The 25,839-nt window shown below is 68.9% G+C and carries 27 protein-coding genes; 11 read left to right on the top strand and 16 right to left on the bottom strand.

The window, feature by feature from the left end; all coding sequences use genetic code 11:
- Positions 1-60: 60 nt before the first annotated feature.
- Both EU805_RS14365 and EU805_RS14360 read left to right on the top strand, forming a co-directional pair.
- On the top strand, positions 61-1,092 hold the full coding sequence (locus EU805_RS14365; protein ID WP_165351962.1) for a PAS domain-containing protein: 1,032 nt from the start codon (positions 61-63) through the stop codon (positions 1,090-1,092).
- A gap of 257 nt (positions 1,093-1,349) precedes the next feature.
- Positions 1,350-2,483 carry a carboxylate-amine ligase gene (locus EU805_RS14360; RefSeq protein ID WP_129764680.1) on the top strand — a complete coding sequence of 378 codons (1,134 nt, stop codon included), beginning with the start codon at positions 1,350-1,352 and terminating at the stop codon, positions 2,481-2,483.
- A gap of 116 nt (positions 2,484-2,599) precedes the next feature.
- Here the strand turns inward: EU805_RS14360 and EU805_RS17490 are convergent, their stop codons facing one another.
- The 4 genes from EU805_RS17490 to lgt form a co-directional block, all read right to left on the bottom strand.
- The gene (locus EU805_RS17490) at positions 2,600-2,773 is read right to left on the bottom strand and encodes a hypothetical protein (RefSeq protein WP_165351955.1); all 174 of its coding nucleotides are present in this window, start codon (positions 2,771-2,773) and stop codon (positions 2,600-2,602) included.
- A 259-nt stretch (positions 2,774-3,032) separates the two neighbouring features.
- Entirely contained in the window at positions 3,033-3,791 is a 759-nt protein-coding gene (gene pgeF, locus EU805_RS14355; RefSeq protein ID WP_129764679.1) for a peptidoglycan editing factor PgeF, read from the bottom strand.
- Positions 3,788-4,843 carry a class I SAM-dependent methyltransferase gene (locus tag EU805_RS14350; RefSeq protein WP_129764678.1) on the bottom strand — a complete coding sequence of 352 codons (1,056 nt, stop codon included), beginning with the start codon at positions 4,841-4,843 and terminating at the stop codon, positions 3,788-3,790. The genes pgeF and EU805_RS14350 overlap by 4 nt, the downstream gene beginning before the upstream one ends.
- Positions 4,840-5,715 (bottom strand): prolipoprotein diacylglyceryl transferase, encoded by an 876-nt coding sequence (lgt, locus tag EU805_RS14345; RefSeq protein ID WP_129764677.1) that lies wholly within the window; start codon positions 5,713-5,715, stop codon positions 4,840-4,842. The genes EU805_RS14350 and lgt overlap by 4 nt, the downstream gene beginning before the upstream one ends.
- 101 nt (positions 5,716-5,816) lie before the next feature.
- Between lgt and EU805_RS14340 the strand changes: the two genes are divergently transcribed.
- On the top strand, positions 5,817-6,059 hold the full coding sequence (locus tag EU805_RS14340) for an accessory factor UbiK family protein (RefSeq protein WP_129764711.1): 243 nt from the start codon (positions 5,817-5,819) through the stop codon (positions 6,057-6,059).
- A gap of 159 nt (positions 6,060-6,218) precedes the next feature.
- Here the strand turns inward: EU805_RS14340 and EU805_RS14335 are convergent, their stop codons facing one another.
- The gene (locus tag EU805_RS14335; RefSeq protein WP_129764676.1) at positions 6,219-7,757 is read right to left on the bottom strand and encodes a YifB family Mg chelatase-like AAA ATPase; all 1,539 of its coding nucleotides are present in this window, start codon (positions 7,755-7,757) and stop codon (positions 6,219-6,221) included.
- A gap of 185 nt (positions 7,758-7,942) precedes the next feature.
- The gene (locus EU805_RS14330) at positions 7,943-10,444 is read right to left on the bottom strand and encodes an FAD-dependent oxidoreductase (RefSeq protein ID WP_129764675.1); all 2,502 of its coding nucleotides are present in this window, start codon (positions 10,442-10,444) and stop codon (positions 7,943-7,945) included.
- A gap of 425 nt (positions 10,445-10,869) precedes the next feature.
- Between EU805_RS14330 and panC the strand changes: the two genes are divergently transcribed.
- The 3 genes from panC to EU805_RS17485 all read left to right on the top strand — a co-directional run bounded on the left by panC (position 10,870) and on the right by EU805_RS17485 (position 12,851).
- Positions 10,870-11,712 (top strand): pantoate--beta-alanine ligase, encoded by an 843-nt coding sequence (gene panC / locus EU805_RS14325; protein ID WP_129764674.1) that lies wholly within the window; start codon positions 10,870-10,872, stop codon positions 11,710-11,712.
- Positions 11,709-12,518, top strand: a complete 810-nt coding sequence (gene panB, locus EU805_RS14320; protein WP_129764673.1) for a 3-methyl-2-oxobutanoate hydroxymethyltransferase — start codon at positions 11,709-11,711, stop codon at positions 12,516-12,518. Before panC ends, panB begins: the two co-directional genes overlap by 4 nt.
- 189 nt (positions 12,519-12,707) lie before the next feature.
- The gene (locus EU805_RS17485) at positions 12,708-12,851 is read left to right on the top strand and encodes a hypothetical protein (protein ID WP_165351961.1); all 144 of its coding nucleotides are present in this window, start codon (positions 12,708-12,710) and stop codon (positions 12,849-12,851) included.
- A 151-nt stretch (positions 12,852-13,002) separates the two neighbouring features.
- On the opposite strand, the gene EU805_RS14315 is transcribed toward EU805_RS17485, so the two are convergent.
- On the bottom strand, positions 13,003-13,332 hold the full coding sequence (locus tag EU805_RS14315; RefSeq protein WP_129764672.1) for a hypothetical protein: 330 nt from the start codon (positions 13,330-13,332) through the stop codon (positions 13,003-13,005).
- A gap of 25 nt (positions 13,333-13,357) precedes the next feature.
- Positions 13,358-14,344, bottom strand: a complete 987-nt coding sequence (locus EU805_RS14310) for a D-glycerate dehydrogenase (RefSeq protein WP_129764671.1) — start codon at positions 14,342-14,344, stop codon at positions 13,358-13,360.
- 114 nt (positions 14,345-14,458) lie between these two features.
- On the opposite strand from EU805_RS14310, the gene EU805_RS14305 reads away from it, so the two are divergent.
- From EU805_RS14305 to EU805_RS14295, 3 genes are read left to right on the top strand one after another with little or no spacing between them, the layout of a single operon-like run.
- Positions 14,459-14,989, top strand: a complete 531-nt coding sequence (locus EU805_RS14305) for an SH3 domain-containing protein (RefSeq protein WP_129764710.1) — start codon at positions 14,459-14,461, stop codon at positions 14,987-14,989.
- Entirely contained in the window at positions 14,976-15,923 is a 948-nt protein-coding gene (locus tag EU805_RS14300; protein WP_129764670.1) for a cation diffusion facilitator family transporter, read from the top strand. The genes EU805_RS14305 and EU805_RS14300 overlap by 14 nt, the downstream gene beginning before the upstream one ends.
- On the top strand, positions 15,901-16,140 hold the full coding sequence (locus tag EU805_RS14295; protein WP_129764669.1) for a hypothetical protein: 240 nt from the start codon (positions 15,901-15,903) through the stop codon (positions 16,138-16,140). Before EU805_RS14300 ends, EU805_RS14295 begins: the two co-directional genes overlap by 23 nt.
- A gap of 50 nt (positions 16,141-16,190) precedes the next feature.
- Here EU805_RS14295 and EU805_RS14290 read toward each other — a convergent pair whose 3' ends face one another.
- The 8 genes from EU805_RS14290 to EU805_RS14255 all read right to left on the bottom strand — a co-directional run bounded on the left by EU805_RS14290 (position 16,191) and on the right by EU805_RS14255 (position 24,632).
- On the bottom strand, positions 16,191-18,212 hold the full coding sequence (locus tag EU805_RS14290; protein ID WP_129764668.1) for a M3 family metallopeptidase: 2,022 nt from the start codon (positions 18,210-18,212) through the stop codon (positions 16,191-16,193).
- Between the two features lie 116 nt (positions 18,213-18,328).
- Positions 18,329-19,099 carry an amino acid ABC transporter permease gene (locus tag EU805_RS14285; RefSeq protein WP_129764667.1) on the bottom strand — a complete coding sequence of 257 codons (771 nt, stop codon included), beginning with the start codon at positions 19,097-19,099 and terminating at the stop codon, positions 18,329-18,331.
- 74 nt (positions 19,100-19,173) lie between these two features.
- A complete protein-coding gene (locus EU805_RS14280; RefSeq protein ID WP_129764666.1) occupies positions 19,174-19,959 on the bottom strand; it encodes a transporter substrate-binding domain-containing protein in 786 nt (261 codons plus the stop codon).
- A gap of 50 nt (positions 19,960-20,009) precedes the next feature.
- On the bottom strand, positions 20,010-21,065 hold the full coding sequence (locus tag EU805_RS14275) for a HesA/MoeB/ThiF family protein (RefSeq protein ID WP_129764665.1): 1,056 nt from the start codon (positions 21,063-21,065) through the stop codon (positions 20,010-20,012).
- On the bottom strand, positions 21,062-21,514 hold the full coding sequence (gene dut / locus EU805_RS14270; RefSeq protein WP_129764664.1) for a dUTP diphosphatase: 453 nt from the start codon (positions 21,512-21,514) through the stop codon (positions 21,062-21,064). Before dut ends, EU805_RS14275 begins: the two co-directional genes overlap by 4 nt.
- A gap of 142 nt (positions 21,515-21,656) precedes the next feature.
- Positions 21,657-22,850, bottom strand: coding sequence for a bifunctional phosphopantothenoylcysteine decarboxylase/phosphopantothenate--cysteine ligase CoaBC (gene coaBC, locus EU805_RS14265; RefSeq protein ID WP_129764663.1), 1,194 nt, complete (start codon positions 22,848-22,850; stop codon positions 21,657-21,659).
- Between the two features lie 130 nt (positions 22,851-22,980).
- Positions 22,981-23,757 carry a ChaN family lipoprotein gene (locus tag EU805_RS14260; RefSeq protein ID WP_129764662.1) on the bottom strand — a complete coding sequence of 259 codons (777 nt, stop codon included), beginning with the start codon at positions 23,755-23,757 and terminating at the stop codon, positions 22,981-22,983.
- On the bottom strand, positions 23,754-24,632 hold the full coding sequence (locus EU805_RS14255; RefSeq protein WP_129764661.1) for an RNA polymerase factor sigma-32: 879 nt from the start codon (positions 24,630-24,632) through the stop codon (positions 23,754-23,756). Before EU805_RS14255 ends, EU805_RS14260 begins: the two co-directional genes overlap by 4 nt.
- Positions 24,633-24,717: 85 nt before the next feature.
- Here EU805_RS14255 and cobU point away from each other — a divergent pair, with 85 nt between their 5' ends.
- Entirely contained in the window at positions 24,718-25,248 is a 531-nt protein-coding gene (gene cobU, locus EU805_RS14250; RefSeq protein WP_242494177.1) for a bifunctional adenosylcobinamide kinase/adenosylcobinamide-phosphate guanylyltransferase, read from the top strand.
- Positions 25,245-25,811 (top strand): histidine phosphatase family protein, encoded by a 567-nt coding sequence (locus EU805_RS14245; protein WP_129764660.1) that lies wholly within the window; start codon positions 25,245-25,247, stop codon positions 25,809-25,811. The genes cobU and EU805_RS14245 overlap by 4 nt, the downstream gene beginning before the upstream one ends.
- Positions 25,812-25,839: the final 28 nt, after the last annotated feature.

The raw sequence follows: 25,839 nt of genomic DNA, 5'->3' as shown, positions 1-25,839 counted from the left end.
CGGTGGCCACCCGCGCGACGATATGTCATCTGACGCATTCGTTAGAGTATGAGGTTCGGGATGAACGAAGCCGGTTCGACTATTGAAGGCTCGATGACCGAGGCGGAGAACATGGCACGCTCGATGGGCGATGACGTGGCCGTCGTGCTGACCAATCCGAATCTTCCCGACAACCCGATCATCTACCTCAACACCGCGTTCGAGCGGATCACGGGCTATTCCCGTGCCGCCGCGATCGGGCGGAACTGCCGTTTCCTGCAAGGCGCCGATACCGATCCCGAAGCGGTGCGCCTGATCCGCGACGCGGTCGACAACAGCAAGGAGCTGTCGGTCGACCTTCTGAACTACCGCGCCGACGGGGAGGCCTTCTGGAATCGGCTGGTGCTGTCGCCGCTGACGGATGACGAGGGAAACGTATCCTACTTCATCGGTATCCAGAAGCGGATCGGCGGCGGGGGCAAGAAACCCAACCCCGAGCGGGAGGAAACCCTAGTCGCGTTGCGCGAGTTGCAGCACCGGGTCAAGAATCACCTGTCCATGATCGTCAGCATGATCCGCCTGCAGGCCCGCGAGGAATCTCCGCAGGCGGACTTCGGCACCCTTTCGCGCCGGATCGAGACGTTGCAGCTTCTCTACGAGGAGATGTCGGGGCGCGACAACGGCGACGCCAACGTCGCATTGGGCGCCTACGTCAGCCGGGTCGCCAGCACCATCGGACACCTGGACGGACGCCAGGGGATCCGGGTCAATGTCCAGACCGTGTCTTGCGAAGCCTCGCCCGAAATCGCGACGCAGATCGGGTTCCTGGTCTCGGAAATCCTGACCAATGCGCTCAAACACGCCTTCACGGGGCGGGAGACGGGCACGGTCGATCTGACGATGGAAATGCGGGACGACGATACGTTGCGGATCGAGGTCAGCGACGACGGCCTTGGCCTGCCGGAGGGGATCGACTGGCCCGACGGTGGCGGGCTGGGCAGCCGGATCGTCCGCCAGGTGGCCATCAGCCTGGACTGCAAGGTCCGGACCGAGGCGCGCCCCGATGGCGGCACCCGCATCTGGGCCGATATCGACCTCGGCCAGCTCGGGTAAGACCGGGCTACGGGGGAGAGGTGCATTAAGCGGAGCTCGCCGCGGGTGCGCCGCACCCCCGGTTTGCCGTGTAAGGTTTGTCTGGTGGGGCGGCCTTGCGGCGGCGGGTTCAGGCCAAGTCCCGCAGACGGGCGGAGAATTTTGCCACGATCCGCCTCACCGACAAGGGATCGGGATGGATCGCGCGGGCGTTCGGGCCGATACTGCCCGCTCCCCCCAGGCGCGGTGCGGCGCGAATCACGAGTTGGAGCTTGCCGATGACCCAGGTGCCCGCCTTCACCATCGGGATCGAGGAGGAATACCTGCTGACCGACGCGCAAAGCCGCGAACTGGTCGCGACCCCCGATGCGCTGATGACCGAGTTGGAGGCGGAACTGGGCGATCGGGTTAGCTCCGAGTTCCTGAATTGCCAGGTCGAGGTAGGCACCGGGATCTGTGCGACCATCGCCGAGGCGCGGGACGATCTGGGCGCGATGCGGCGCAGCGTGGCGCGCCTTGCGGAAGGCTACGGTCTGAAGCCCATCGCGGCGTCCTGCCATCCCTTCGCCGACTGGAAGCAGCAGGGCCGCACCGACAAGCCGCGCTATAATCAGCTGGATGACGATCTGGGTGCCGTCGCGCGGCGGATGCTGATCGGCGGCATGCATGTCCACGTCGGGCTGGAGGACGAGGACCGGCGCATCGCGCTGATGAATCAGCTCAGCTATTTCCTGCCGCACCTGCTGGCGCTGTCCACGTCCTCGCCGTTCTGGCAGGGGCGCGACACGGGGCTGGCCAGCTACCGCATGACGATCTTCGATTCGATGCCGCGCACGGGTCTGCCGCCCCGGATGGAGAGCTGGGCCGAGTACCGGTCGCGGGTCGCGGCGCTGACCGAGCTTGGGGTGATCGACGATGCCTCGAAGATCTGGTGGGACCTGCGTCCTTCTGCCGGGTTCCCGACGCTCGAGGCGCGGATCTGCGATGTCTCGCCCCGGCTGGAGGATACGCTGACGCTGGCTGCCTTGACCCAGGCGCTGGTGCGGATGCTGTGGCGCCGGACCGAAGGTGGCGATCCCTGGCGCGAGACCGATCCCCTGGTGGTGGCCGAGAACCGCTGGCGCGCGCAGCGTTACGGCGTGAAGGAAGGGCTGATCGACAGCGGTGCGAAGCGGATCGTGCCTTTCGCCGATCTGGTCGAGGAGTTGCTGGTGCTGCTGTCTGGGGATCTGGATGCGCTGGGCTGCCGGGCCGAGGCGGAAGCCGCGCGCGACATCGCAAGCCAGGGCAGTTCGGCCGACCGGCAGCGGGCGCTGCGCGCGGCGCGCAAAGAGGCGGGGGCGGACCCGCGGGAGGCGCTCTGCGCCGTGGTCGATGCGCTCGCGGCGGAGTTCATGGAGGGGGTGGACTAGGGCCTCGCCGCTAGGGCCCGACCGGTGGCGGGCAAAAAAGATCCCCGCACGGCCAGGGGCGGCGGTGCGGGGCAGGGGGCCGGGGCGGAACACCGGCCATCGGGAATGAGAGGGGCTCAGGCCGAAAGGCACAGGCCTTCGGGCAGCGGGGCGAGGGAGATCTTCGCCGCGCGGCGATCCTGGTCGAGGCGCTTGGCGATCATCGCCGCACGCCTGGCGCCACGCTCCCACGGGGCCGGGGTCGGTTTGGCGGCGGCTTCGGTGGTTTTCTCGATCCAGCGTTTGCTCATGGTTGGTGTCCTCAGGTTCTGCTCTGCCGATATTCGGCGGTGTATGAGGACAGCTTTGCCCTGCCATCTGGCAGGAATTTGACCGTTTCCGAAAAAGATACAGTCGTGGTGGGGCGCTGGGGAAGGGAAATGCGGCAGGCCGCCGGTCATCCGCAATAGTCAATCATTTCTGGTAACTATGCGCGATCCGCCGTTCCAAGGGCCGGCGCGCCGCGCGAGTTGGGGCGGGAAACGGGCCGGGCCGCGTCCAGAAACCGCCCTAATCCAGGACGATCGCCGAGATCTGTCGTCCGTAATCCGCGTTCTGCGCGTGAGTCGCGCGGCGGTAGCTGAAGAACCGATCGGCGTCTGCGTAGGTGCAATGCCGTGTCCAGGCGGGGTCGATGATGCCCGCGTCGCGCAGCCGGTCCAGCCCGTAGCGGGGCAGGTCGAACTGGTAGCGGTCGCCTTCGCCTTGCGCGAAATAGCGCGCGCGATCGGGGTCTTCGGCCAGGAAGTCCTCCATGAACTCCGGACCGACCTCGTAGGCGCGCTGGCTGATCGTGGGGCCGATCACGGCGGCGATGCGCCCGGGCCGGGCGCCGAGCGCCTCCATCGCCTCGACCGTGCGGGTCAGCACGCCCGACAGCGCGCCCTTCCAGCCCGCGTGGGTCGCGCCGATGACGCCCGCCTCGCGGTCGGCGAAGAGCACCGGCTGGCAGTCGGCGGTCAGCACCGACAGCGCCACGCCGCGGGTCGCCGTGACCAGTCCATCGGCGCGCGGCGGGTCGGGCAGGGGGCCAGTGACATGCACCACATCGGCGGAATGCACCTGGTAGGCGCCGACGAGCCAGTCGGGATCGACGCCCATGTGGGCCGCGACGCGGCCGCGGTTGATGGCCACGATCTCGGACTGGTCGGCGCTGCCGCGGCCGCAGTTGAGCGTGGCGTAGATGCCCGACGAGGCGCCGCCTTGCCGGGTGAAGAACCCGTGGCGGACGCCGTCGAGGTCCGGGTGGGTGATCGGCGCAAGGGTCATTGCATCACTCCGGGGGGCGGGGCCTGGGTATCCGGGAACAACCCCATCACCTTGAAATGGTCGCCCATCTCGGCGGGATGGGTCAAGCGGCGATGGGCGGCGACGAGCGCCTCTTGCGCGGACCCCGTCAGCCGGCCCGCCAGGGCCTGCGCGCGGGCGGTGATGCCCAGCCGTTCGAGAAAGACCCCCTGCGGCGTCACCCGGCTGTGGCGCGCGGGGGCGGCAGCCGCGGCGAGTGCGTTGAAATCGACATGCGCCGTGAGGTCCGCCTGACCGGGGTCGGCGAAGGGGTCGACGATCCTGTGGCCCTGCACCGCCTGGAAGGTGTCGCCCAGGCTGGTCCAGTCACCGTAGTCGATGATCAGGGCCGCCCCGCCGTGGGCCGAGATCCGCTCTCCGATGGCCGATGCCGCGGGGGCGAGGGTGGGGCAGATCTCGACGATGTCGCCGTCGCGGGTGTCCGCCAGCCGGTGCGCCAGCGTCGCATGGGGCGTCGGATCGGTGAGGCCCAGCGTCAGCCGATCGTCGCGCAGGCCCACCACCCGCTCGCGCCAGTTTGTCCCGTCGCGCTGGAACTGGCGGATCGGAAGGGCGTCGAAGAATTCGTTGGCGACCAGGAAAAGCGGCTGCTGCGGCAGGGTGTCAAGCCTGTCGTGCCAGGTGGCCTGCGGCACGCGGGTGGCCTGGGCCGCGCGCAGGGTGGGGGAGGCCTCGACCAGGTGGACCTGGGCCGCGGCGTGAAAGCCCGGTACGCCGCGGGTCGCGCGCAGGATGTCGGCCATCAGGGTGCCGCGGCCCGGGCCGGGTTCGGCGAGCGTGACGGGCGAGGGCGCGCCTTGGTTGAGCCAGGCCTGCGCGAGCGACAGGCCCAACAGTTCGCCGAACATCTGGCTGACCTCGGGGGCGGTGACGAAATCTCCCGCGGACCCCAGGGGATCGCGGGTGACGTAGTAGCCCTCCGCGGGGTCGAGCAGGCAGGCGCTCATGTAATCGGACAGCGGCATCGGGCCGTCGTTCGCGATGCGGGCGCGCAGCCTGTCGGCCAAGTTCATCGACGGGCGGCCCAGATCAGGGTGCATCCGAAGAGGAACATCGGGATCGACAGGATCTGCCCCATCGTCAGCCCCCAGGTGCCGAAATCCAGCGCCCAGCCCAGCGGATTGGTGGGCGACTGGAACTGCGCGTCGGGCTGGCGGACGAACTCGATCACGAAGCGCGCCGCGGTATAGCCCGCGCAGAAGACGCCGGTGAGCAGCCAGGGGGATTTCAACGCACCGCGGCGGTAGGCAAGGTAGATCAGCACGGCCCCCAGCAGGAGGCCTTCGAGGGCGGCCTCGTAGATCTGGCTGGGGTGGCGCGCGCAAAGCCCGGTCACGTCGGGGCAATATTGCGCGGCCTCTCCGGGAAAGATCACGGCCCAGGGCAAGTCGGTGGGACGGCCCCAAAGCTCTGCGTTGACGAAGTTGGCCAGCCGCACCAGCAGGATCGCGGGGGTGGCGGCAAGGCAGGTGACGTCGGCCATCGACCCGAAGGACACGCCGTTGCGGCGGCTGAAGAGGAAGACCGCCAGCACGACGCCCAGGAACCCGCCGTGGAAGGACATGCCGCCGGTCCAGATCGCCGGAATCTCCAGCGGATTGGCGAGGTAATAGCCGGGTTGGTAGAACAGGCAGTAGCCCAGGCGTCCGCCCGCGATGACGCCGATGACGATGTAGGTCAGGTAATCCTCGAGCCGCGCGGGCGCGATCGGCGGCGCGTCGCGCCACAGGGCGGGGCGGCGCAGGGCATGGGCGATCATCTGGTAGCCGATGGCGATGCCCACGATATACCCCAGCGCATACCAGCGCAGGGCGAGCGTCGTGCCGAACAGGTCGATCGAGAAAAGCTCGGGCGAGATGTCGGGAAAGGAGATGGCGGCCAGCATGGCGCTATCTGTCGGGCCGGTGCGGGGGGAAGTCAACCGCTTGCGCAGGCGGGGGTGCGGCCCCATATCCTGTCGGGATCACAAAGGACGGAGTGGACGACATGCAGCAGCGTGGCAAGATTTTCGACGACATCAGCCAGTTGATGACCAACGCGATGGGCGTGGCCCAAGGGGCCAAGGACGAGGCGAACAACGCGATCTCGGGGATGATGGACCGCTGGCTGGCGGATCGCGACTTCGTCACCCGCGAGGAGTTCGACGCCGTGCGCGCGATGGCCCAGAAGGCCCGCGAGGAGAATGCGGCCCTTCAGGCCCGGATCGCGGCACTCGAAGCCAAGGGCTGATCTTTCGTATCAGGCGGGCGCGTCGGTCAGGGCGACCGGGCGCCAAGGCGCGGGCGGACGGCTTGACCGGCGGTATGCCATCCAGCCGTTTCCGCCTCGTCCGCCTCGTCCGCCTCGTCCGCCGCGCCAGCTTGAGGCAGGCGGCATCCCGCGGATGCCCTAGCCTGCGACGACGGTGAGCGGTGCGGGGGTCTGCGCCTCGGACTGGCGATAGCTGACGGCTTCCGCCACGTGTGGGCGCAGGACGGTCTCCGATCCTTCCAGATCCGCGATCGTGCGGGCGACCCGCAGGACCCGGTGATAGCCCCGCGCCGACAGCCCGAAGCGCGCGGCCACTGTCTGCAACAGGGCCCGGCCCGCATCGTCGGGGGTGGCGACGCGGGCCAGGGTGTCGGCGCGTGCCTCGGCATTGCAGCGGATGCCCGTGTCGCCTGCGTAGCGTTCGGTCTGTCTTGCGTAGGCCGCGGCGACGCGCGCTGCGACCGCTTCTGACGTCTCTGACCGGGCGGGTCGGTCGAGATCGGCGTAGGCCACCGGCGGCACATCGACCCGCAAATCGAAACGGTCCAGAAGCGGGCCGGAGACGCGTCCCATGTAATCGTCACCGCACAGGGGCGCGCGTCCGCAGGACCGTGCGGCATCGCCCAGATACCCGCACCTGCAGGGGTTCGCGGCGGCGACCAGCATGAAGCGGCAAGGATAGCGCACGTGGGCGTCCGCCCGCGCGACCATGACCTCGCCGGTTTCTACCGGTTGCCGCAGGGTTTCCAGCACGCCGCGCGGAAACTCCGGGAATTCGTCCATGAAGAGCACGCCGTTGTGCGCCAGGCTGATCTCCCCCGGTTTGGCGTGCCGCCCGCCGCCCACGATGGAAGGGCTGGAGGCGGTATGATGCGGTTCGCGAAACGGCCGGGCGCGGTTGATGCCACCGTCGGTGATGAGACCCGCGACCGAATGGATCATCGAGGTCTCCAACGCCTCCACCGGGCTGAGCGCGGGCAGAAGGCCGGGCAGCCGCGCCGCCAGCATCGACTTTCCCGACCCCGGCGCCCCCACCATCAGCAGGTGGTGGCGACCGGCAGCGGCGATTTCCAGCGCGCGCTTTGCCCGTTCCTGGCCCTTCACATCCGACAGGCAGGGCTGGGCCGCCATGTCCGCGACCTCTCCCGCGCGGGCGGGGTCCAGCGGCTGGCGGCCCGTCAGGTGGTCGATCGCATCGCGCAGGCTGGCGGGGGCGAAGACCTTCACGTCGCCGACCCAGGCCGCCTCCGCCCCGCTGGCCGCCGGAACCGTGAGCGAGCGTCCGCTTTCGCCCGCGGCCACGGCGGCGGGCAAGGCGCCGGGGACCGCGATCAGCTTGCCGTCGAGCGACAACTCCCCCAGTGCGACGGTCTCCGCCACGGCCTCCTTCGGGACGATGTCGATGGCGGCCAGGATCGCGAGCGCGATCGGCAGGTCGAAGTGCGCGCCTTCCTTCGGCATGTCCGCGGGGGAGAGGTTGATGGTGATCCGCGCGTTGGGCAGCGACACCGCCATCGCCGTCAGCGCCGCCCGCACCCGTTCGCGCGATTCCGTCACGGCCTTCGCGGGCAGGCCCACCAGCGCGAAGGCGGGCACGCCGGGGGTGATGGCGCATTGCACCTCCACCAGCCGCGCCTCGACCCCGTCGAGCGCAATGGTATGGGCAAGGGATGTCATCGCGGTCTCCGATGGTTCGGGACCAGTCAAGCAGCCGATGGTTTACGAAAGATTAACGCCGGCCGTCCGATCCCCCGTCCCCTGCCGAAGGGCGATCCCCCTTCATCTGGCCAGATAAACTCCGGGGGAGGCGCGTCAGCGCCGGGGGCAGAGCCCCCAGCGCCGGCGGCATTCCAGGCCTCGGTTCAGGCGTCCTTGCGGATGCGCTCGTTCCTGGGATCGTAGGGGCTGTCCTCGACGATCTCGGCGTCCCAGAGCTTGCGCTGCATCCGCACCTTCAGCTTGGTCCCGACCTCGGCGTGGGCGGGATCGACGTAGCCCATGGCGATGCTCTTCTCGAAGGCGACCGAATAGCCGCCGGAGGTCAGGCGGCCGACCTTGGTGTCGCCCGCGTAGATCGCCTCGCGGCCCCAGGGGTCGGCGGCATCGGGGCCGTCGATCAGGAGCGTCACGCATTTCGACCGGATGCCCTTTTCCTCCATCGCCGCCTTGCCGTGGAAGTCCTTGGACAGATCGACGAAACGCGGCAGGTCAGCCTCCAGCGGGGTGGCGTCGCGGCCCAGCTCGGTGCCGAAGGCGCGATAGGATTTCTCCTGCCGCAGCCAGTTCTGCGCCCGTGCGCCAACCAGTTTCAGCCCCAGCGGTTCGCCCGCCTTTTCGAGCAGGTCGAAGAGGTAGTTCTGCATCTCCATCGGGTGGTGCAGCTCCCAGCCCAGTTCCCCGGTATAGGCCACGCGGATCGCGTTGACGGGGCACATGCCCAGTTCGATCTGCCGGGCGGAGAGCCAAGGGAAGCGCTTGTTCGACAGCGCCGTGTCGGGATCGGCGTCGGAGATGACCGAGCGCAGCAATTCGCGCGACTTCGGGCCCGCGACGGCGAAGACGCCCCATTTGGTCGTGACGTCCTCGAAGTTGATGCGGCCGAATTCCGGCTCCTTGTCCTTGATGGCCTTCTTGAGGAAGTCCTCGTCGTAGGCGTGCCACCCGCCCGCCGAGACAAGGTAGAAGTCATCCTCGGCCAGCCGCACGATGGTGTATTCGGTGCGGGTCGTGCCGGCCTCGGTCAGGGCGTAGGTCAGGTTGATGCGGCCGACCTTGGGCAGCTTGTTGGTGGTGAACCAGTCGAGGAAGGCCGCGGCGCCCGGACCCCAGACCCGGTGCTTGGCGAAGGCGGTGGCGTCGATCATCCCGACGCCTTCGCGGATGGCGCGGGCCTCGTCCACGGCGTGCTGCCACCAGCCGCCGCGTCCGAAGGAGCGGCTGTCGTGGTCGAAGTTGTCGTCCGCGTCCAAGGGCCCGAAGTAGTTGGGGCGCTCCCATCCGCCGACCCAGCCGAATTGCGCGCCGCGCGCCTTCATGCGGTCGTAGCAGGGGGCCGTGCGCAGGGGGCGGCAGGCGGGACGCTCTTCATCCGCGTGGTGCAGGATGTAGACGTGGGCGTAGGCTTCCTCGTTCTTGCGCTTGGCCCAGTCGACGGTCATCCAGTCGCCGTAGCGCTTGGGGTCGAGGCTCGCCATGTCGATCTCGGCCTCGCCTTCGACCATCATCTGCGCAAGGTAATGGCCGGTGCCGCCCGCCGCGGTGATGCCGAAGCTGAAGCCCTCGGCCAGCCACATGTTGCGCAGGCCGGGCGCGGGGCCGACCAGTGGGTTGCCGTCGGGGGTGTAGCAGATGGGTCCGTTGAAATCGTCCTTCAGGCCGACCTCTTCGGACGAGGGGATGCGGTGGATGAAGGACATGTATTCCTCCTCGATCCGGTCGAGATCGAGCGGGAACAGGTCCGCGCGGAAGCTGTCGGGGACGCCGTATTCGAACCGGGCCGGGGCGCCGTATTCATACGGCCCGAGGATCCAGCCGCCGCGCTCTTCACGGACGTACCACTTGCCATCGGCGTCGCGCAGGACCGGGTGCTCGGGGTTGCCGGCGGCGCGCCACTCCTGCAGGCGCTTGTCGGGCTCGGTCACGACGAACTGGTGCTCGACGGGGATCGCGGGGATCTTGATGCCCAGCATCTTGGCCGTGCGCTGGGCGTGGTTGCCGGAGGCGGTGACGACATGCTCTGCGGTGATGACGATCTGCTCTTCGGAGGGGACCAGGTTGCCGCCCCGCTCGATCATCTTGGTGCAGGTGACCTCCCAGGCTTCGCCCGTCCAGTGGAAGGCATCGGCCTGCCACTTGCGCTCGATCATCACGCCGCGCTGGCGGGCGCCCTTGGCCATGGCCATGGTGACGTCGGCGGGGTTGATGTAGCCGTCGGTGGGATGGAAGATCGCGCCGTGCAGATCGTCGGTGTGCACCAGCGGGTAGCGGTCCTTGATCTGGTTCGGGGTCAGCCATTCAAAGGGCACGCCCACCGTCTCTGCCGTGGCGGCGTAGAGCATGTATTCGTCCATCCGCTCCTTCGAGGCGGCCATCCGCAGGTTGCCCACGACGGCGAAGCCCGCGTTCAGGCCGGTTTCCTCTTCCAGCGTCTTGTAGAGCTTGATCGAATGGTCGTGGATCCAGGTCGTGGCGTAGGACATGTTGAAATAGGGCAGCAACCCCGCCGCGTGCCAGGTGCTACCGCTCGTCAGCTCGTCCCGCTCCAGCAGCATGACGTCTTTCCACCCGGCCTTGGCGAGGTGGTAGGCGATCGAGGTCCCCACGGCGCCGCCGCCGATGACAAGAGCTTTGACGGTGGTCTGCATGGGCGCAATCCTTCGGGCTGATGTTGTGCAAAGCCTACATGCCCGGCGCCGCGCCGTCCCGCGCAAACCATCCGACCGAATATGGCCGAAAACCGACCCGTCGGCGGATCCCGGACCGCCACCGCCCCGGTCCGGAGGCTTCCCCCCTCCTGGCGGCGGGGCGCGCGCGGCGCGAGGCAATCTCTGTTCTGAAAATATCCGCCCCGCCGGCGAGGCGTCCCGCACCCTCCACCGACGCGAACGCGCGCCTCTTCTCGCACGACGCGTGCCGCAGGATTCCCGGACTTCTTCCGTCCGACTCGCAGGACCGCCGTGCGCCGCAGGAGGATCGCCGCGACGTTGCGCGCATCGCGCTTCGGTCCCGTCCGATCCGCTTGCTCCCGCGGCGACCTCTGCCTACACCTTCGGCGCAAAGAGGGCCGCCCATGAAGATCTGCCGCACCATCCCCGAGATCCGCGCCGCCGTGGCGGACCTGCGCGCCGCGGGCTCGGTCGGGCTGGTGACGACGATGGGCGCGCTGCACGACGGTCACATGGCGCTGGTCGCGCGGGCGGCAAAGGATCACCCTTCGGTCGTCGCCACGATCTTCGTCAATCCCACCCAGTTCGGAGAGGCGGCGGACCTCGACGCCTATCCCCGTACCGAAGACGCGGACATCGCGATGCTGCGCGCGGCGGGGGTGTCGGCGGTCTTCCTGCCGGACGTCGCGGCGATCTACCCGGACGGCGCCGAGACCATCGTCGAGACGACGCGGCTGGCCCGCATCCTGCACGGCGGCGTGCGGCCCGGGCATTTCCGCGGCGTGGCGACCGTGGTGACGAAGCTCTTCAACATCGTCCAGCCCGATGCCGCCTACTTCGGCGAGAAGGACTACCAGCAGCTTGCCGTGATCCGCCGGATGGTGACCGACCTGCATGTGCCCATCGCGATCCACGGCGTTCCCACGGTGCGGGCGGCGGACGGCCTGGCGCTGTCGTCGCGCAACCTGCGGCTTGCGGCAGAGGACCGCGCGGCGGCGCCGGTGCTGCACCGGGCGCTGACGCAAGGTGTGCAGGTGCTGCGGGACGGCGGCACCGCGCAGGAGGCGGAGGCCACGATCCGGTCCGAGGTGGCGCGGGAGGCGCGCGCCGCGCTCGAAGGACTCGACATCGTCGCCGCCGACACGTTCATCCCCCTCGATGGGCCCGCGACGGGACCCGTGGGGCTCATGATCAGCGCCCGCTTCGGCGAGGTCCTGCTGATCGACCAGAAGGAGATCACCCCATGAGCAGCCAGACCCAGGTCCGCCGCACCACCGCCCCGCAGATCGCGGCCCGCAAGGGGGGCGAGCCCATCGTGTCGCTCACCAGCTACCACGCGCATACGGCGGCCATCGTCGACAAGTACGCGGACTTCATCCTCGTCGGCGACAGTCTGGGCATGGTGATGCACGGGATGGACAGCACCGTGGGCGTGCCGCTCGATCTGATGATCATGCACGGCAAGGCCGTGGTGCGGGGCACGAAGCAGGCGCTGATCGTGGTGGACATGCCCTTCGGGACCTACGAGGAATCGCCATCGGTCGCGTTTCGCAACGCGGCGCGCATCATGAAAGACACCGGCTGCGGTGCCGTGAAGCTGGAAGGCGGCGCGCGCATGGCCGAGACGATCCGCTTCCTCGCCGACCGGGGCATTCCGGTCATGGCCCACGTCGGTCTCACGCCGCAATCGGTGAACACCATGGGCGGCTTCAAGGTGCAGGGCCGGGACGAGGCGGCGTGGCAGGTCCATATCGACGACGCCCGCGCCGTGGCGGAGGCCGGTGCCTTCGCGGTCGTGGTCGAGGGCGTGGTCGAGGACCTGGCCGACCGGATCACCGAGGCGGTGGAGATTCCCACCATCGGCATCGGTGCCTCCGCGCGCTGCGACGGACAGATCCTGGTGCTGGAGGACATGCTGGGCCTCAATCCCTGGACGCCCAAGTTCGTGAAGGTCTACGGCCAGCTCGGCCCGATGATCGAGGATTCGGTGAAACGCTACGCGCAGGACGTCAAGGACCGGGCGTTTCCGACCGAGGACGAGGTTTATCGCTGATTTGGAAACAATGGGGTGGCGCGTTGGGGTCGCCTTTTCATCTTTCAATTCAGTGGGTTAGCCGTCTATTGTCGCCGTGCGCCCCATTTCTACCACAATTGAGGCGCGGGCTGCCTTAATTTTGCCCCGATGTGTTTCCAATGTGACGACACCGCCCGCAAGAGGTGGATTTGACATGAGGCAGAGACGATGCGTACCGCACTTATGGTGGCGGTTGCAGTGATGGGTCTGACCGCTTGCGCGGGAATGGATCCTGTTGCAGGCCGCGCTGACAACAACATGCTGCGTTTTTCCGCGATGGATTACGCGCCGGTCGTGGAACGCGACTGGTAGAGATTTGGCAAGACCCTGACAGAGCACGTGAAAAGGGCCGCATTCCGCGGCCCTTTCTGTCGTTCCGAAGCAGGAAAGCGTGCCCGTCGCCGAACCCCGCCGCGTCGCCGCCAAGCGTGGGCGGCGCGGGCCTTGGGCCGACGAGGCGCGTTCAGGCTGCGTCGTCCTCGGTCTCGTCCGGGGTGCCGGTGGCGGGGGGCGGCGGGATATCACCCACGACACCGGTTTCCAGCGGCGGCGGGGCCATGTCGGTCGAGCGGATGACGCGGCTGCTGGCCGTCTCCACGCCGGAGGAGGAATCGAGCGGCGTGGTCGAGACGGGCGCGGGCGGCGGCGGCGGCGCGATCGGCGGCGGTGTCAGGACGACCGCCTGGGCGGTTCCCGCCTGGTTGCCGTCGAAGGGTCCGGCGGGCGGGACTTCGGCGCAGGCCGAAAGCAGTCCCAGCACGACCACGGGTCCGCAAAGTGTCAGATGGCGCATGTATCTCTCCAGTTGTGGCCTGGGCTCACATCGTTCCGGGCACGACGAGGTCGGGCGGACGATGGCCGTCGGCAAAGGTCTTGATATTAATTAGCACTTTTTCGCCCATCTCAACCCGGCCTTCCACCGTGGCCGATCCCATGTGGGGCAGAAGGATCACATTGGGCTGCGCTTTCAGCCGCGGATTGATCTGGTGGCCGCGTTCGAAGACGTCGAGACCGGCGCCGCCGAGCTCGCCCGCGCGCAGCGCACGGGTCAAGGCGTTTTCGTCGATCACCTCACCGCGGGAGGTGTTCACGATCACCGCCGAAGGTTTCATCAGCTTCAGCCGCCGCGCATTGATCAGGTGAAAGGTGGAGGGCGTGTGCGGGCAATTCACCGAGACGACGTCCATGCGCGCCAGCATCTGGTCGAGGCTTTCCCAGTATGTCGCCTCGAACTCGGCTTCGACGTCATCGCGCAGGCGGCGGCGGTTGTGGTAGTGGATCTGCATCCCGAAGGCGCGGGCGCGCTGTGCTACCGCCTGGCCGATGCGGCCCATGCCGAGGATCCCCAGCCGCTTGCCGCCCAGCCGTCCGCCCAGGTTCGAGGTGGGCGACCAGCCGGCCCAGTCCTCTCCTTGCGCGATGCGCATGCCTTCGGGGATGCGGCGCACCACCGAGAGCATGAGCGCCATCGTCATGTCGGCGGTGTCGTCGGTCAGCACGCCCGGCGTGTTGCTGACGAGGATTCCGCGCTGGCGGGCGGTGGCCGTGTCGATGTTGTCCACGCCGGCCCCGTAGTTCGCGATCAGCTTGAGCCGCTCCCCGGACTGGCCCAGAAGGCCCGCGTCGATCTGGTCGGTGATCGTGGGCACCAGCACGTCGGCGTCCTGCACCGCCTGCGCCAGTTCCTGGCGGGTCATGGGGGCGTCGCTGTCGCGCAACCGGGCGTCGAAGAGTTCGCTGAGCCGCGTCTCCACCGCTTCGGGCAACCGTCGCGTGACGACAACAGTCAGATTTTTCCCCGGCATCGCATCCCCGTCACGGCTTTCAAATTCCTGGCCCGCCTGTCAGGTTGCCACCGGGGACGGCGCGGCACAAGAACCGATGCGCCCCGGCATTCGATCGGGTAGGCTATGAACATGATGATGTTGCGTCACACGCTGCGGGCCCTGTCCGTCCTTCTGGCCGTGGCCCTTGCCGGGCCTCTCACCGCGCAGGGGGCGGAGGCTCCCACGGACGGCCCGCGCCTGGGGCCGGTGACCAACCTTCCGATGCCGCGCTTCGTCAGCCTCAAGGCGTCCGAGGCGAACGTGCGCCGCGGCCCGTCGCTGACCCACCGGATCGACTGGGTGTTCCAGCGGCGCGGCATGCCCTTGCTGATCACGGCCGAATACGGTCACTGGCGCCGCGTGGCGGATCGCGACGGGCAGGGCGGCTGGGTGCATTACACGATGCTGACCGGCGTGCGCTCGGTCCTGGTGGAGGCCGACATGCTGTCCTTGCGCACCCGCCCCGAGGCCGATGCCCCCGAACGCGCGGTGCTCGAACGCGGCGTCGTGGCCCGGCTGGAGGCCTGCGAGGCCGCCTGGTGCGAGCTGGACGCGCAAGGCTACTCCGGATGGGCCCCGCAAGAGGCGCTCTGGGGGGCGTCGCTCGACGATGTCGGACGCTGAGAAGGCGTCGCACACCCGTCTGAACCTGTCGGCGGGGCTGTTGTCCTCTGCGGTGGCACTGACGCTGGTCGTGGCGAAGCTCTGGGCGCTGGACACGACGGGATCGCTCGCTGTGGCGGCGACGCTGGCGGATTCGGCCATGGACCTGATGATGTCGCTGGGGGCGCTGGCGGCCATCGCCTATGCCGCCAAGCCCGCTGACGAGGATCACAACTTCGGCCATTCCTCGGCCGAGGATCTGGCCGCACTCGCGCAATCGGTCATCATCCTTCTGTCCGCCGCAGCCATCGCGGGCGTCGCGGTCTGGCGGCTGCTGCAGGACGATGTCGCATTGCCGCAGAACGAGGGATCGGGCATCGCGGTCGTAGTGCTGGCCATCGTGCTGACGCTGGGGCTGGTGGTCTGGCAGCGCCGCGTCGCCGCGCGGACCGGCAATGCCGTGGTGCGGGCCGATTCGCTGCACTACCTGGGCGATCTCGTCCCAAACGTCGGGGCCATCGTGGCGCTCTGGGCGTCTTCGGCGCTGGGAATCGGGCAGGTCGACAGCGTGGTGGCCCTCGGCGCCGCGGTCTTCCTGGCCGTGGGGGCCCTGCGGATCGGGCGCGAGGCCTGGAACGCGCTGATGGACGCCCAGGCCGATCCCGCGATGATCGCGGGGATCGAGCGGCTTGCCCGCGACCACCCCGGCGTGCGGGGTTTTCACGACCTCAAGACGCGCCGCGCGGGCAGCCAGGTCTTCGTGAACCTGCATATCGAACTGGACGGCGACCAGTCGCTTCTGCAGGCCCATGACATCGGCGCGGGGTTGCGGCACGCGATCCTCGACGCATATCCACAGACGGACGTGCTGATCCACAAGGATCCGGTGCGCCCTGGTCGTGAAGGCCGTATCTTTGACAAGGGATCCCGCGATGACGAACGAGATGACGAATGAAACGCTCGAAGGCCGCCTGATCGCGCAACGCCTGGTGCTGGCGCACCTGGTGCGCGCCCACGGGGAAGAGGTGCAGGCCATGATGCGCGACCGCGCCACGGTCCAGGTCCCCGAGGAAGACCCCGGATCGGACGGCCCCGATGACGCCTTCGCCATCGAGGCGGCCCTCGCCGACGAGATGCGCCTGCTTCTGGAAGCCGTCGAGCGGCTGGGCTGAACGGAGGCGTCCCGGTCGGGACGCCCCCCACAAGTGCAGGGCGGGTCGCGTCAGGCCGCGAGTCCGCGACCTTTCAGCAAGGCCTCCACCCCCGGCATCCGGCCCCGGAAGGCGGTGTAAAGCGCGTCAGGCTCGATCGAGCCGCCGGAGGAGAGGACCGTCTCTTCCAGCTTTTTCGCAAGCGCGGGATCGAAGGGATCGCCTGCCTCCTCGAAAGCGGCGAAGGCGTCGGCGTCCATGACTTCCGACCACATGTAGCTGTAGTAGCCGCTGGAATAGCCGTCGCCGCTGAAGACATGCGCGAAATGCGGGGTCGCGTGGCGCATCCCGATGGCGTGGGGCATGCCAAGCTCTTCGAGGATCTCGGCCTGTTTCTGCATCGGGTCGGCGGGGGGCTCGCCCGCGTGGAATTCGAGGTCCACCAAGGCGCTCGCCACGTATTCCACCGTCTGGAAGCCCATGTCGAAGGTCGCCGCGGCCAGAACGCGGTCGCGCATCTCCTCGGGCATGGCGTCGCCCGTGGTGGCGTGGGTGGCAAATTTGGTGAGGACCTCCGGCACTTCCAGCCAGTGTTCGTAAAGCTGGCTGGGCAGTTCCACGAAATCGCGCGCGACGGAGGTGCCGCTGACGGACGGGTAGGTCACGTCGGAGAGCATCTGGTGCAGGGCGTGGCCGAACTCATGGAACAGCGTGCGCGCGTCGTCGTAGGACAAGAGCGCGGGCTTGCCGACGGCGGGCTTGGCGAAGTTGCAGACGTTCACGACGATGGGACGGATGTCGCCGGCCAGCCGCTGCTGGCTGCGCATCGCCATGCACCACGCCCCGGATCGCTTGGAGGCGCGCGCGAAGTAGTCGCCCATGAAGACGGCGACGTGTTCGCCGTCGCGCGTCACCTCCCACAGGCGCACGTCGGGGTGATAGGTCGGCGCGTCGAGCGGCGCGAACTCCAGCCCGAACAGGCGCTTGGCGCAGTCGAAGGCCGCCTCGATCATCCGGTCGAGCTGGAAGAACGGCTTGATCTCGCCCTCGTCCAGATCGTGCTCGGCCTGGCGGCGCTTCTCGGCGTAGTAGCGCCAGTCCCAGGGCTCCAGCGGGCCGGTCTGGCCGTCGGCATGCAGCATGGCGGTGAGCTTGACCTGGTCCTCTTCCGCGGCGGCCTTGGCCGGTTCCCAGACCTGCATCAGCAGATCGCGCACGGCCTGCGGCGTCTTGGCCATCTCGGGCTCGAGCTTGTAGTCGGCGAAGCTGTCGTAGCCCAGAAGCTCCGCCCGCTCTGCGCGCAGGGCGAGGATCTCGGCGGTGAGCGCGCGGTTGTCGGTCTCTCCCCCCGTCATGCCGCGCCCGGTCCAGGCGGCGTAGGCGCGTTCGCGCAAGGCCCGGTTCGGCGAGAATTGCAGGAACGGGACGATGAGCGAGCGCGACAGCGTGACCACCGCCCCGTCGTGGTCGCCCGCCTCGCCTGCGGCGCGGGCCGCGTCGGCCACGAAGTCGGGCAGGTCGGCCAGGTCCGCGTCCGACAGGGGCATGGACCAGGACCGCTCGTCGGCCAGCAGGTTCTGGCTGAACTGCGTGCCCAGCACCGACAGCCGGGACTTCACGTCGCGCAGCCGGTCGCTCGCCGCCCCTTCTAGCTGCGCGCCGCCGCGCACGAAGCCCTGGTGGGACAGCTTGAGCACCATGCGCTGTTCCTCCGTCAGGTCGAGGTCGACGCGGCGGTGCCACAGATCGTCGATCCGCGCGAAAAGCGCCTTGTGGGCGCTGATCCAGGACGAGAACGCGGAGAGCATCGGCGCGAAGTCGCGCTGCAACGCCTCGCGCGCGGGCGTGCTGTCCGCCCCCGCCACGCCGTAGAAGGTGCCCAGCACCCGGTCGAGGTCCCGTTCAGCAAGCGCCATCGCATCGATGGTGTTGGCAAACGTCGGTGCCTCGTCGTTCGCCGCGATGGCGTCGATGGCGGCGCGCGCCTCTTCGAGCGCGGTTTCGACCGCCGGTTTGAAATCCTCGTCCGAGATCGCGTCGAAGGGCGGCAGGCCGAAGGGCGTGGTCCAGTCGGTCAGAAGCGGGTTGGTCATGAATGTCTCCTTTCCCTCACATCTAGGCGCCGGGGCCGTCCTCTGCCACCCGCAGCCCGGGCAAGGGGGGCGCACCGGCGCCGGGCCATGGCTTTCGGCGGATCCGCGCGCGCGCCTCAGCGACGCAGGCCCCGCTCGAAGCGGCGCAGGGCGATGGACAGCCCGATCGTCATGGTCAGGTAGATCAGCGCCACGACGTTGTAGGTCTCGAAGTAGCGGAAGTTGCCCGCGGCGGTGATCTTGCCCAGCTGGGTGACGTCCGCCACGCCCACCACCGAGACCAGCGAGGAATCCTTGACCATCGCGACGAAGTCGTTGCCGAGAGGCGGCAGGACCGTGCGCAGCGCCTGGGGCCAGACGACGTGGCGAAAGCGCTGCCAGCCGGTCAGGCCAAGCGCCTCCGCGGCCTCGATCTGACCTTCGTCGACCGATTGCAGGCCTGCGCGGAAAACCTCTGCCAGGAACGAGGCATAGGCCAGCGTGAGCGCTATGATCGCGCGCCAGAGCAGGCTGAAATCGCGGGTCCGCGCCTCGGGCAGGCCCAGCGCGTTCCAGGCCGAAACCAGGGCGGGCGCCAGCACGAAGGCCACATAGAGCAGCAGGACGAGGATCGGGATGCCGCGCATGACTTCCACGTAGAACCGCGCGATCTGCCGCAGCAGCGTGATGCGCGACAGCGCCATGAGCGCCAGCGCCAGGCCCAGCGCGCAGGCCAGACCGTAGGACACCACGGCCACGAAGACGGTGATCCGGATGCCCTTGGCCAGCGTCGGCAGGACACCGCGGTAGGCTTCGTCCGTGGCCACCTGGAAGAACATCCACAGCCCCAGACCCACGACGGCCAGAAGCCACCAGGGAAAGTCGCGATCGCGCGCAGGCTCACGCATGAGGGGCCGTGCCGCAGGGGTCGGGGGCCGGGCAAGGCGGAAGGCGCATGTCGTCCGCCTTTGCCCCGCGCGCCTTATTCACCCATCTTGAAGTCGAGGAACCACTTCGTGTTCAGCGCCTCGATCGTGCCGTCCTCGCGCATCTCGGCGATGGCGGCGTTCACGGGGGCCACCAGTTCGGAGTTCTGCGGGAAGATGAAGCCGAAATCCTCGGTGCCCAGCTTCTCGCCCACGATCTTGAGCGCGCCGTCGCTGGCGTCGACGTAGCCTTGCCCCGCCGTCCCGTCGGTCAGCACCAGGTCCACGTCGCCCGCGCGCAGCGCCTGCACGGTGGCGCCGAAGGTTTCCATCTTGACGATGCGCGGTGTCGCCTCGTCCCCGTCGAGCACGTCGTAGACGCCCACGTAGAAGGGGGTCGTGCCGGGCTGGGCGGCCATCAGCAGGTCGGGATCGGCGGCGAAACCGGCGGCGTCCGCGAAGCGATCCTCGTCGCCGCGCACCAGCATCACCATTTCCGAGGTCATGTAGCTGTCGGAGAAATCCACCACCTCGGCCCGGTCCTCGCGGATCGTGATGCCGGTCATGCCCATGTCGTACTGGCCCTGGGCCACGGCGGGGATCATTGCGTCCCAGCTGGTGGTCTGGTAATCGACGGTCAGGTTCAGCCGCTCGGCGATCTCGGCCATGGCGTCGTATTCCCAGCCCATCGCCTCGCCGTCCTGGACGAATTGCAGCGGGGGGTAGGCGTTCTCGACGGCGACGGCGACGGTCTGGCCACCCAGATCGGGCAGGACCTGGGCCGCGGCGGTGCTGGCGGCACCGGCCAGGACGGCAGCGGCGAGGGGGGCGATCAGTTTCATGGGGCAGGCTCCTGTGGGGAAAGGACGACGGAGGTCAGAGTGCCGCGCGCCTAGGCCTGGCGCAAGCCCTTGCCAGCGCAGACCGGGCAGTCGGGCCGCGCCGCGGTCTTGAGGGTGCGGCTTTCGGCATAGAGCGCGTCGTGGATCATCAGCCGTCCGCGCAATCCCGCGCCCGCGCCGGTCAGGGTCTTGAGCGCCTCGACCGCCATCATGGATCCGATCACGCCGGGCAGGGGGGCGATGACGCCCGCCTCGGCGCAGGTCGGCACCAGCCCGGGATCGGGGGCGGTGGGAAAGACGCAGGCAAAGCACGGGCCCCCGCGCGCGGGATCGTAAAGCCCGATCTGCCCTTCCCACTGGGTGATCGCGGCGGCGATCAGCGGCGTGTCCATCGCCACGCAGGCCCGGTTCACCAGGTAGCGCGTGTCGAAGTTGTCGCAGCCGTCGAGCACGAGGTCGTAGTCGGCGATCAGCTCCTCCGCGATTTCCGCGTCGAGACGCCGGTGGTAGGGCCGGATCGCGACATGCGGGTTCAACTCGCGCAGCGCCTGGCTGGCCGAGGCGACCTTCGGGCTGCCGATATATCCGTCGCGGTGAATGACCTGGCGCTGCAGGTTCGAGGTTTCGACCACGTCGTCGTCGATCACACCGATGGTGCCGACCCCGGCGGCCGCGAGGTAGAGCAGCGCGGGCGAGCCCAGCCCCCCGGCGCCCACCACCAGAACCCGCGCGCGGCTGAGCGCGGTCTGTCCCGGGCCGCCGACCTCGCGCAGCATGATGTGCCGGGCGTAGCGGTTCAATTCGCTCTCGGAAAATCCCTCTCGCGGCGGCAGCGCGTCCTGCGGCGGCGGAGCGGCACGGGATTTCAGCGCGCGCAGGGCCCGGCGGTAGGCCCAGACGAGCGCGCCGAACCCGATCAGCAGCAGCCACAGCCGCACGTCGCCGCCCGTAGCCTGGCGCAGGCCGTTGTCCGGGGGAAGCACCAGTTGCGCCAACACGACGGCCAGCAGCAGGATGCCGGTCATCACCCAGCGCGCCGAGCGGGGCGCCTTCATCGCAGCCCCGATCCCCCAGATCGCGGCGATCATGGCGAAGACCATGATCATGGGTCGATCCCCGTCGATCCAAACCCACCCGCGCCGCGCGCGGTGTCGTCCGGTTCGCCCGGTGCGAAGTCGGCGCGCAACACGGGGGCTGCGACCAGTTGCGCGATCCGCATCCCGTGCGCGATCTCGACCGGTTCGGTCCCCAGGTTCACCAGAAGCACCCGCACCTCGCCGCGGTAGTCGGCGTCGATGGTGCCGGGCGCGTTGGCGACCGTCACCCCGTGCTTCAACGCCAGCCCCGAGCGTGGACGCACCTGTACCTCGACCCCCGGGGGTATGCCGAACCGCAGGCCCGTCGGCACCGCGACGCGCGCGCCGGGCGCGAGCGGGATCGTTTTCCGATCGGGAAAGTTTGCGCAGACGTCCGCCCCCGCGGCCCCCGCCGTGGCGTAGCGCGGCAGCGGCAGCGTCGCGTCGGCACCCGCCACGTGGGCCACGGCGATCCTCACGCGGATCCTCCGCCCGAACGGACAGGCCCGCTGGACAAGGCCCTCAGAGCCTTCGACTGATCCCGACCGCTCGCCGATCTGGCAGGTCCCTTGCTTCTTCTGGCCAAAAATATCCGCCCCGCCGGCGAGGCGTCCCGCAGTCTCATCCCAGCGCCTCCGCCAGCCGTTGCGCGAGCCGGTCCGCCACCTCTCCCTTGCCCATGCGCGGCCAGTCCTCGGCCCCGTCCGCGGTGATCAGGGTGACCGCGTTCTCGGTCCCGCCCATGATGCCGGTGCCGTCCGAGACGTCGTTGGCGAGGATCCAGTCGCAGCCCTTGCGCGCCCGCTTGGCGGTGGCGTGGGCGGTGACATCCTCGGTTTCGGCGGCGAAGCCCACGACGAGGCGGGGGCGGCCGTCGCCGAGGCCGGAGACGGCGGCAAGGATATCGGGGTTCTCGGCGAACTCCAGCGCGGGCAGGCCGGTCCCGGTCTTCTTCATCTTCTGCGCGCCCGCGTTGCTGACGCGCCAGTCCGCCACGGCGGCGGCCATGATGCAGGCCTCCGCCGGCAGGGCGGCCATGACCGCATCGTGCATCTGGGCCGCGGTTTCGACGCGGATGACCTCGACCCCCTCGGGGGGCGGCACCGCGGCGGGACCGGTGACGAAGCTCACGCGGGCACCCAGGGCGGCCAGGCTGCGCGCGATCGCGGTGCCCTGCGCCCCGGAGGAGCGGTTGGCGATGTAGCGCACGGGGTCGATCGGCTCGTGCGTGGGGCCGGAGGTGACGATGACGTGCCGACCGGTCAGCGGGCCCTTCGCGAGGCGCGCCTCGATGGCGGCCAGGATCGCTTCCGGTTCGGCCATCCGGCCGGGGCCGTATTCGCCGCAGGCCATGTCGCCCTCATCGGGGCCGACCATGGTTACGCCATCGGCGCGCAGGGTGGCGAGGTTGCGCTGCGTCGCGGGATGCTGCCACATGCGCACGTTCATCGCGGGCGCCATCAGCACCGGCGTGTCGGTCGCCAGAAGCAGCGTCGTGGCCAGATCGCCCGCCTGCCCGGTTGCGGCCTGCGCCATCAGGTTGGCGGTGGCGGGCGCCACGACGATCAGGTCGGCGACGCGCGACAGCTGGATATGCCCCATCTCGGCCTCGTCGGTCAGATCGAAGAGGCTGTCGTAGACCTTTTCCCCCGCCAGGGCGGAGACGCTGAGCGGGGTGACGAATTCACCCGCCCCGCGGGTCATCACGGGCGTCACGGCTGCGCCCGCGCCGCGCAGAATGCGGATCAGCAGCAGCGACTTGTAGGCCGCGATGCCGCCGCCGATGATCAGAAGGATACGTCGCTGCGCCAGCATGCAGGCTCCTTTTTTGCGCCGTGTTCCATGTAGCACGGGATCGGGCGGGCGCAACGCGGCAGGGGTGCGCACCGTCGGGCCGGGGGAGAGGTATCGTGGCCGCGGGACAGCGCCTTCCGCTTCCCTAGGCCTAGCGGAACGTCGCGCAGGGGGCGCCGCGATCCACCGGGGGCGAGACGGCCGTGGCGTCGAAGGGCGCGCCCGGCTCCGGGGGCTCTTCGAACTGGCCCAGCGCCCAGACCGCGAGGTCGGGCGAAAGCGCATCGAGCACGAAAGGCACGCCGGTGTCGGTGCGGGCGTGGCCGTTGCCGGTGATGACCACGACCGGCCCGCCGGTGTCGTCCACCGCATCGCGCGCCGCCAGGGCCAGCATCGCATCGCGCAGCCGCTGCGCCTCGACCATGCCGGGAAGCATGTCCTCGGGCAGCATGTCGCAATGGGCGGCACGTTGATCCGCGATCAGCGCCTCCATCACCGGACCCGAGCGGGGCCACAGGTTGAACCCCACGACGCCGACCCCCAGCACGTCCTCGGCGGAGCTGCGCATGGCCGAGGCCAGATCCTCGCGACCGACCTGGGCCCCGATGACCTGCGCATCGGGGGCGGCCTCGAAGATCGGGTGATACATCGCGAAATCGGGCCAACCCAGCGCGTCCCACCGGTACGCCTCGGCCAGCGCTTCGCCGTCGGAGCGGTCGATCCCGGCCCCCGCCGCGGCATCCTCGGGGGCGATCATCTCGAACACGAGGGCCGCGGGCGCTACGCGCGCGACGAGCTCGGCCTGGACCGCGTGGTGGGCCGGGTTGTCGTGGGTTTCGCCCAGAACGTAGATGTCGGCCCGTGGCAGCGGGCCGACATCCGCGACCGCGGGGGTCGCGCAGCACAGAAGCGCGAGCAAGCGCCTCATGCGAAGAAGTTCGTCACTTCCCGGCTTTGGGATTCGAGGTTCTTGCGCATCTTGCCGAAGGCCGCGGCCTCCAGCTGGCGCACGCGCTCTTTCGACAAGCCCAGTTCGGTGCCGAGGCTTTCGAGCGTCCTGGGATCCTCGCGCAGCTTGCGTTCGCGCACGATGAACCGCTCGCGGTCGTTGAGGTCCGACAGCGCGGTCAGAAGCCAGTTGCGCAGGCAGGCGTTGTCATGGGTCAGTTCCACGTTCTCCGCCGCCTGGGAGCTGTCGTCCTCCAGCGCGTCGATCCACTCGCGGCCCTCGTCCTCCGCCGATTGCGTGGCGTTGAGCGAGTAGTCGGACCCCGAGAGGCGGCCTTCCATCATCTCGACGTCGTGCAGCGGCACGCCCACTTCCGTGGCAATGAGCTGGCGCATCACGTGGCCTTCCAGCTTGCGCCCCTCGGCGGCGGCCTCACGTTCCAGCCGGGCCTGGACGCGACGCATGTTGAAGAACAGCGACTTCTGGCTGGAGGTCGACCCGGTGCGCACCATCGACCAGTTGCGCATCACGTAATCCTGGATCGACGCCTTGATCCACCACACGGCATAGGTCGAGAACCGCACGCCGCGGTCGGGGTCGAACTTCTCCGCCGCCTTCATCAGCCCGACGGAGGCTTCCTGGATCAGGTCGTTCATCGGTGCGCCGTAGCGCTTGAACTTCGCGGCCATCGAGATAGCTAGCCGCATGTAGGCGGTGATGAGACGGTGCAGGGATTTCTCGCAGCCTTCGTCGCGCCAGGCGTAGGCGAGACGCAGTTCGGTCTCGGCATCCAGCAATTCGGCTTTCATGGCCGTGCGTGACAAGGTCTGGTCGGAAAATCCGTCGAACGCCATCTTAAATCCCCTGAGTTGCTGTTGCTCTCGGGTTCGGCAACAGCTTTGTGTTGCCCTGAAAACCCGAGGAGGAAGATAAAGTTCCGTGAAAAAGTTGCAGGGCCTTACATTCGTTCTAGGAGGGGCCGCGTCGGGCAAGTCCCTCTACGCCGAAAGCCTCGTGATGGGCATGGATCGGCCGCGCAGCTACATCGCCACGGCACAGGCCTTCGACGACGAGATGCGGGCCAAGATAGCACGGCATCGCGACCAGCGCGGGCCGGACTGGACCACGATGGAGGCGCCGCTCGATCTTGCCGCAGCCCTGGACGCGGTGCCGGCGGGTCGGATCGTGCTGGTCGATTGCGTGACGCTTTGGCTGTCGAACCTGCTGCTGCGCGACGAGACGCTCGACGAAGGCGGGGCCGCGGGCTTTCTGGCCGCGCTGGACCGCCGCCGGGAGCCGACCGTCGTCGTCAGCAACGAGGTGGGGCAGGGGATCGTGCCGGACAACGCGCTGGCCCGACGGTTCCGCACCTTGCAGGGCGGGTTGAACCGTCAGATCGCCGACCGTGCCGACCGGGTCGTCGCGGTGATGGCGGGGCTGCCACTTGCGCTGAAGGGGGATCTGCCGTGAGCACCCTGTGGCTGGTCCGGCACGGGCCGACGCACCAGACGACGATGACCGGCTGGCGCGACGTGCCCGCCGATCTGTCCGACAGCGGCGCGCTCTCGCGACTGGACGCATACCTGCCGCAGGCCCCGGTGGTCTCCTCCGATCTGATCCGCGCGGTCACCACCGCCGATGCGCTGCAGGGGACGCGTCCCCGCCTGCCGGACGCGCGCGATCTGCGGGAGATCGACTTCGGTGCCTGGGACGGTCTGCACCACACGGAGGTCAGTGCGCGCGATCCCGAGTTGTCCCGCGCCTTCTGGGAAACGCCGGGTAGCTTGCGCGCGCCCGACGGGGAAACCTGGGACGAGGTGACCGCCCGGGTGGGCGCCTGCATCGACCGGCTGCTGGAGCGCCACGCGCAGTTGATCGTCGTGGCGCACATGGGGACGATCATGTCGCTCTTTCCCCGCGCGGGCGGCACCGCCTACGAGGCGATGGGGCACCGGATCGACCCCCTGGGTGCCACGCGGATGCGGCGGGTCGACGGCGCATGGCAGCTTGGCCCGGTCAATCACCTGGCGTGATCGGCGTCATCACGAAACGGCGTTGGCG

Origin of the sequence: Salipiger sp. IMCC34102 (genome assembly GCF_004145405.1) — a bacterium.
Lineage (GTDB): Bacteria > Pseudomonadota > Alphaproteobacteria > Rhodobacterales > Rhodobacteraceae > Loktanella.
Note: the sequence above shows the minus strand (reverse complement) of the source record. Positions and strands in the feature narration are given on the sequence as shown.

Excerpts from the sequence above, each read along its gene's own strand:
- EU805_RS14315 (WP_129764672.1), bottom strand. The coding sequence starts at position 13,332 with ATGCGCCATCTGACACTTTGCGGACCCGTGGTCGTGCTGGGACTGCTT.
- panB (WP_129764673.1), top strand. The coding sequence starts at position 11,709 with ATGAGCAGCCAGACCCAGGTCCGCCGCACCACCGCCCCGCAGATCGCG.
- EU805_RS14340 (WP_129764711.1), top strand. The coding sequence starts at position 5,817 with ATGCAGCAGCGTGGCAAGATTTTCGACGACATCAGCCAGTTGATGACC.
- EU805_RS14295 (WP_129764669.1), top strand. The coding sequence starts at position 15,901 with ATGACGAACGAGATGACGAATGAAACGCTCGAAGGCCGCCTGATCGCG.
- EU805_RS14290 (WP_129764668.1), bottom strand. The coding sequence starts at position 18,212 with ATGACCAACCCGCTTCTGACCGACTGGACCACGCCCTTCGGCCTGCCG.
- EU805_RS14305 (WP_129764710.1), top strand. The coding sequence starts at position 14,459 with ATGATGTTGCGTCACACGCTGCGGGCCCTGTCCGTCCTTCTGGCCGTG.
- EU805_RS14365 (WP_165351962.1), top strand. The coding sequence starts at position 61 with ATGAACGAAGCCGGTTCGACTATTGAAGGCTCGATGACCGAGGCGGAG.
- EU805_RS14300 (WP_129764670.1), top strand. The coding sequence starts at position 14,976 with ATGTCGGACGCTGAGAAGGCGTCGCACACCCGTCTGAACCTGTCGGCG.
- EU805_RS14310 (WP_129764671.1), bottom strand. The coding sequence starts at position 14,344 with ATGCCGGGGAAAAATCTGACTGTTGTCGTCACGCGACGGTTGCCCGAA.
- lgt (WP_129764677.1), bottom strand. The coding sequence starts at position 5,715 with ATGCTGGCCGCCATCTCCTTTCCCGACATCTCGCCCGAGCTTTTCTCG.
- pgeF (WP_129764679.1), bottom strand. The coding sequence starts at position 3,791 with ATGACCCTTGCGCCGATCACCCACCCGGACCTCGACGGCGTCCGCCAC.
- EU805_RS14255 (WP_129764661.1), bottom strand. The coding sequence starts at position 24,632 with ATGGCGTTCGACGGATTTTCCGACCAGACCTTGTCACGCACGGCCATG.
- EU805_RS14360 (WP_129764680.1), top strand. The coding sequence starts at position 1,350 with ATGACCCAGGTGCCCGCCTTCACCATCGGGATCGAGGAGGAATACCTG.
- EU805_RS14330 (WP_129764675.1), bottom strand. The coding sequence starts at position 10,444 with ATGCAGACCACCGTCAAAGCTCTTGTCATCGGCGGCGGCGCCGTGGGG.
- EU805_RS14350 (WP_129764678.1), bottom strand. The coding sequence starts at position 4,843 with ATGAACTTGGCCGACAGGCTGCGCGCCCGCATCGCGAACGACGGCCCG.
- panC (WP_129764674.1), top strand. The coding sequence starts at position 10,870 with ATGAAGATCTGCCGCACCATCCCCGAGATCCGCGCCGCCGTGGCGGAC.
- coaBC (WP_129764663.1), bottom strand. The coding sequence starts at position 22,850 with ATGCTGGCGCAGCGACGTATCCTTCTGATCATCGGCGGCGGCATCGCG.
- EU805_RS17485 (WP_165351961.1), top strand. The coding sequence starts at position 12,708 with ATGCGTACCGCACTTATGGTGGCGGTTGCAGTGATGGGTCTGACCGCT.
- EU805_RS14275 (WP_129764665.1), bottom strand. The coding sequence starts at position 21,065 with ATGATCATGGTCTTCGCCATGATCGCCGCGATCTGGGGGATCGGGGCT.
- EU805_RS14335 (WP_129764676.1), bottom strand. The coding sequence starts at position 7,757 with ATGACATCCCTTGCCCATACCATTGCGCTCGACGGGGTCGAGGCGCGG.
- EU805_RS14260 (WP_129764662.1), bottom strand. The coding sequence starts at position 23,757 with ATGAGGCGCTTGCTCGCGCTTCTGTGCTGCGCGACCCCCGCGGTCGCG.
- EU805_RS14280 (WP_129764666.1), bottom strand. The coding sequence starts at position 19,959 with ATGAAACTGATCGCCCCCCTCGCCGCTGCCGTCCTGGCCGGTGCCGCC.
- EU805_RS17490 (WP_165351955.1), bottom strand. The coding sequence starts at position 2,773 with ATGAGCAAACGCTGGATCGAGAAAACCACCGAAGCCGCCGCCAAACCG.
- EU805_RS14285 (WP_129764667.1), bottom strand. The coding sequence starts at position 19,099 with ATGCGTGAGCCTGCGCGCGATCGCGACTTTCCCTGGTGGCTTCTGGCC.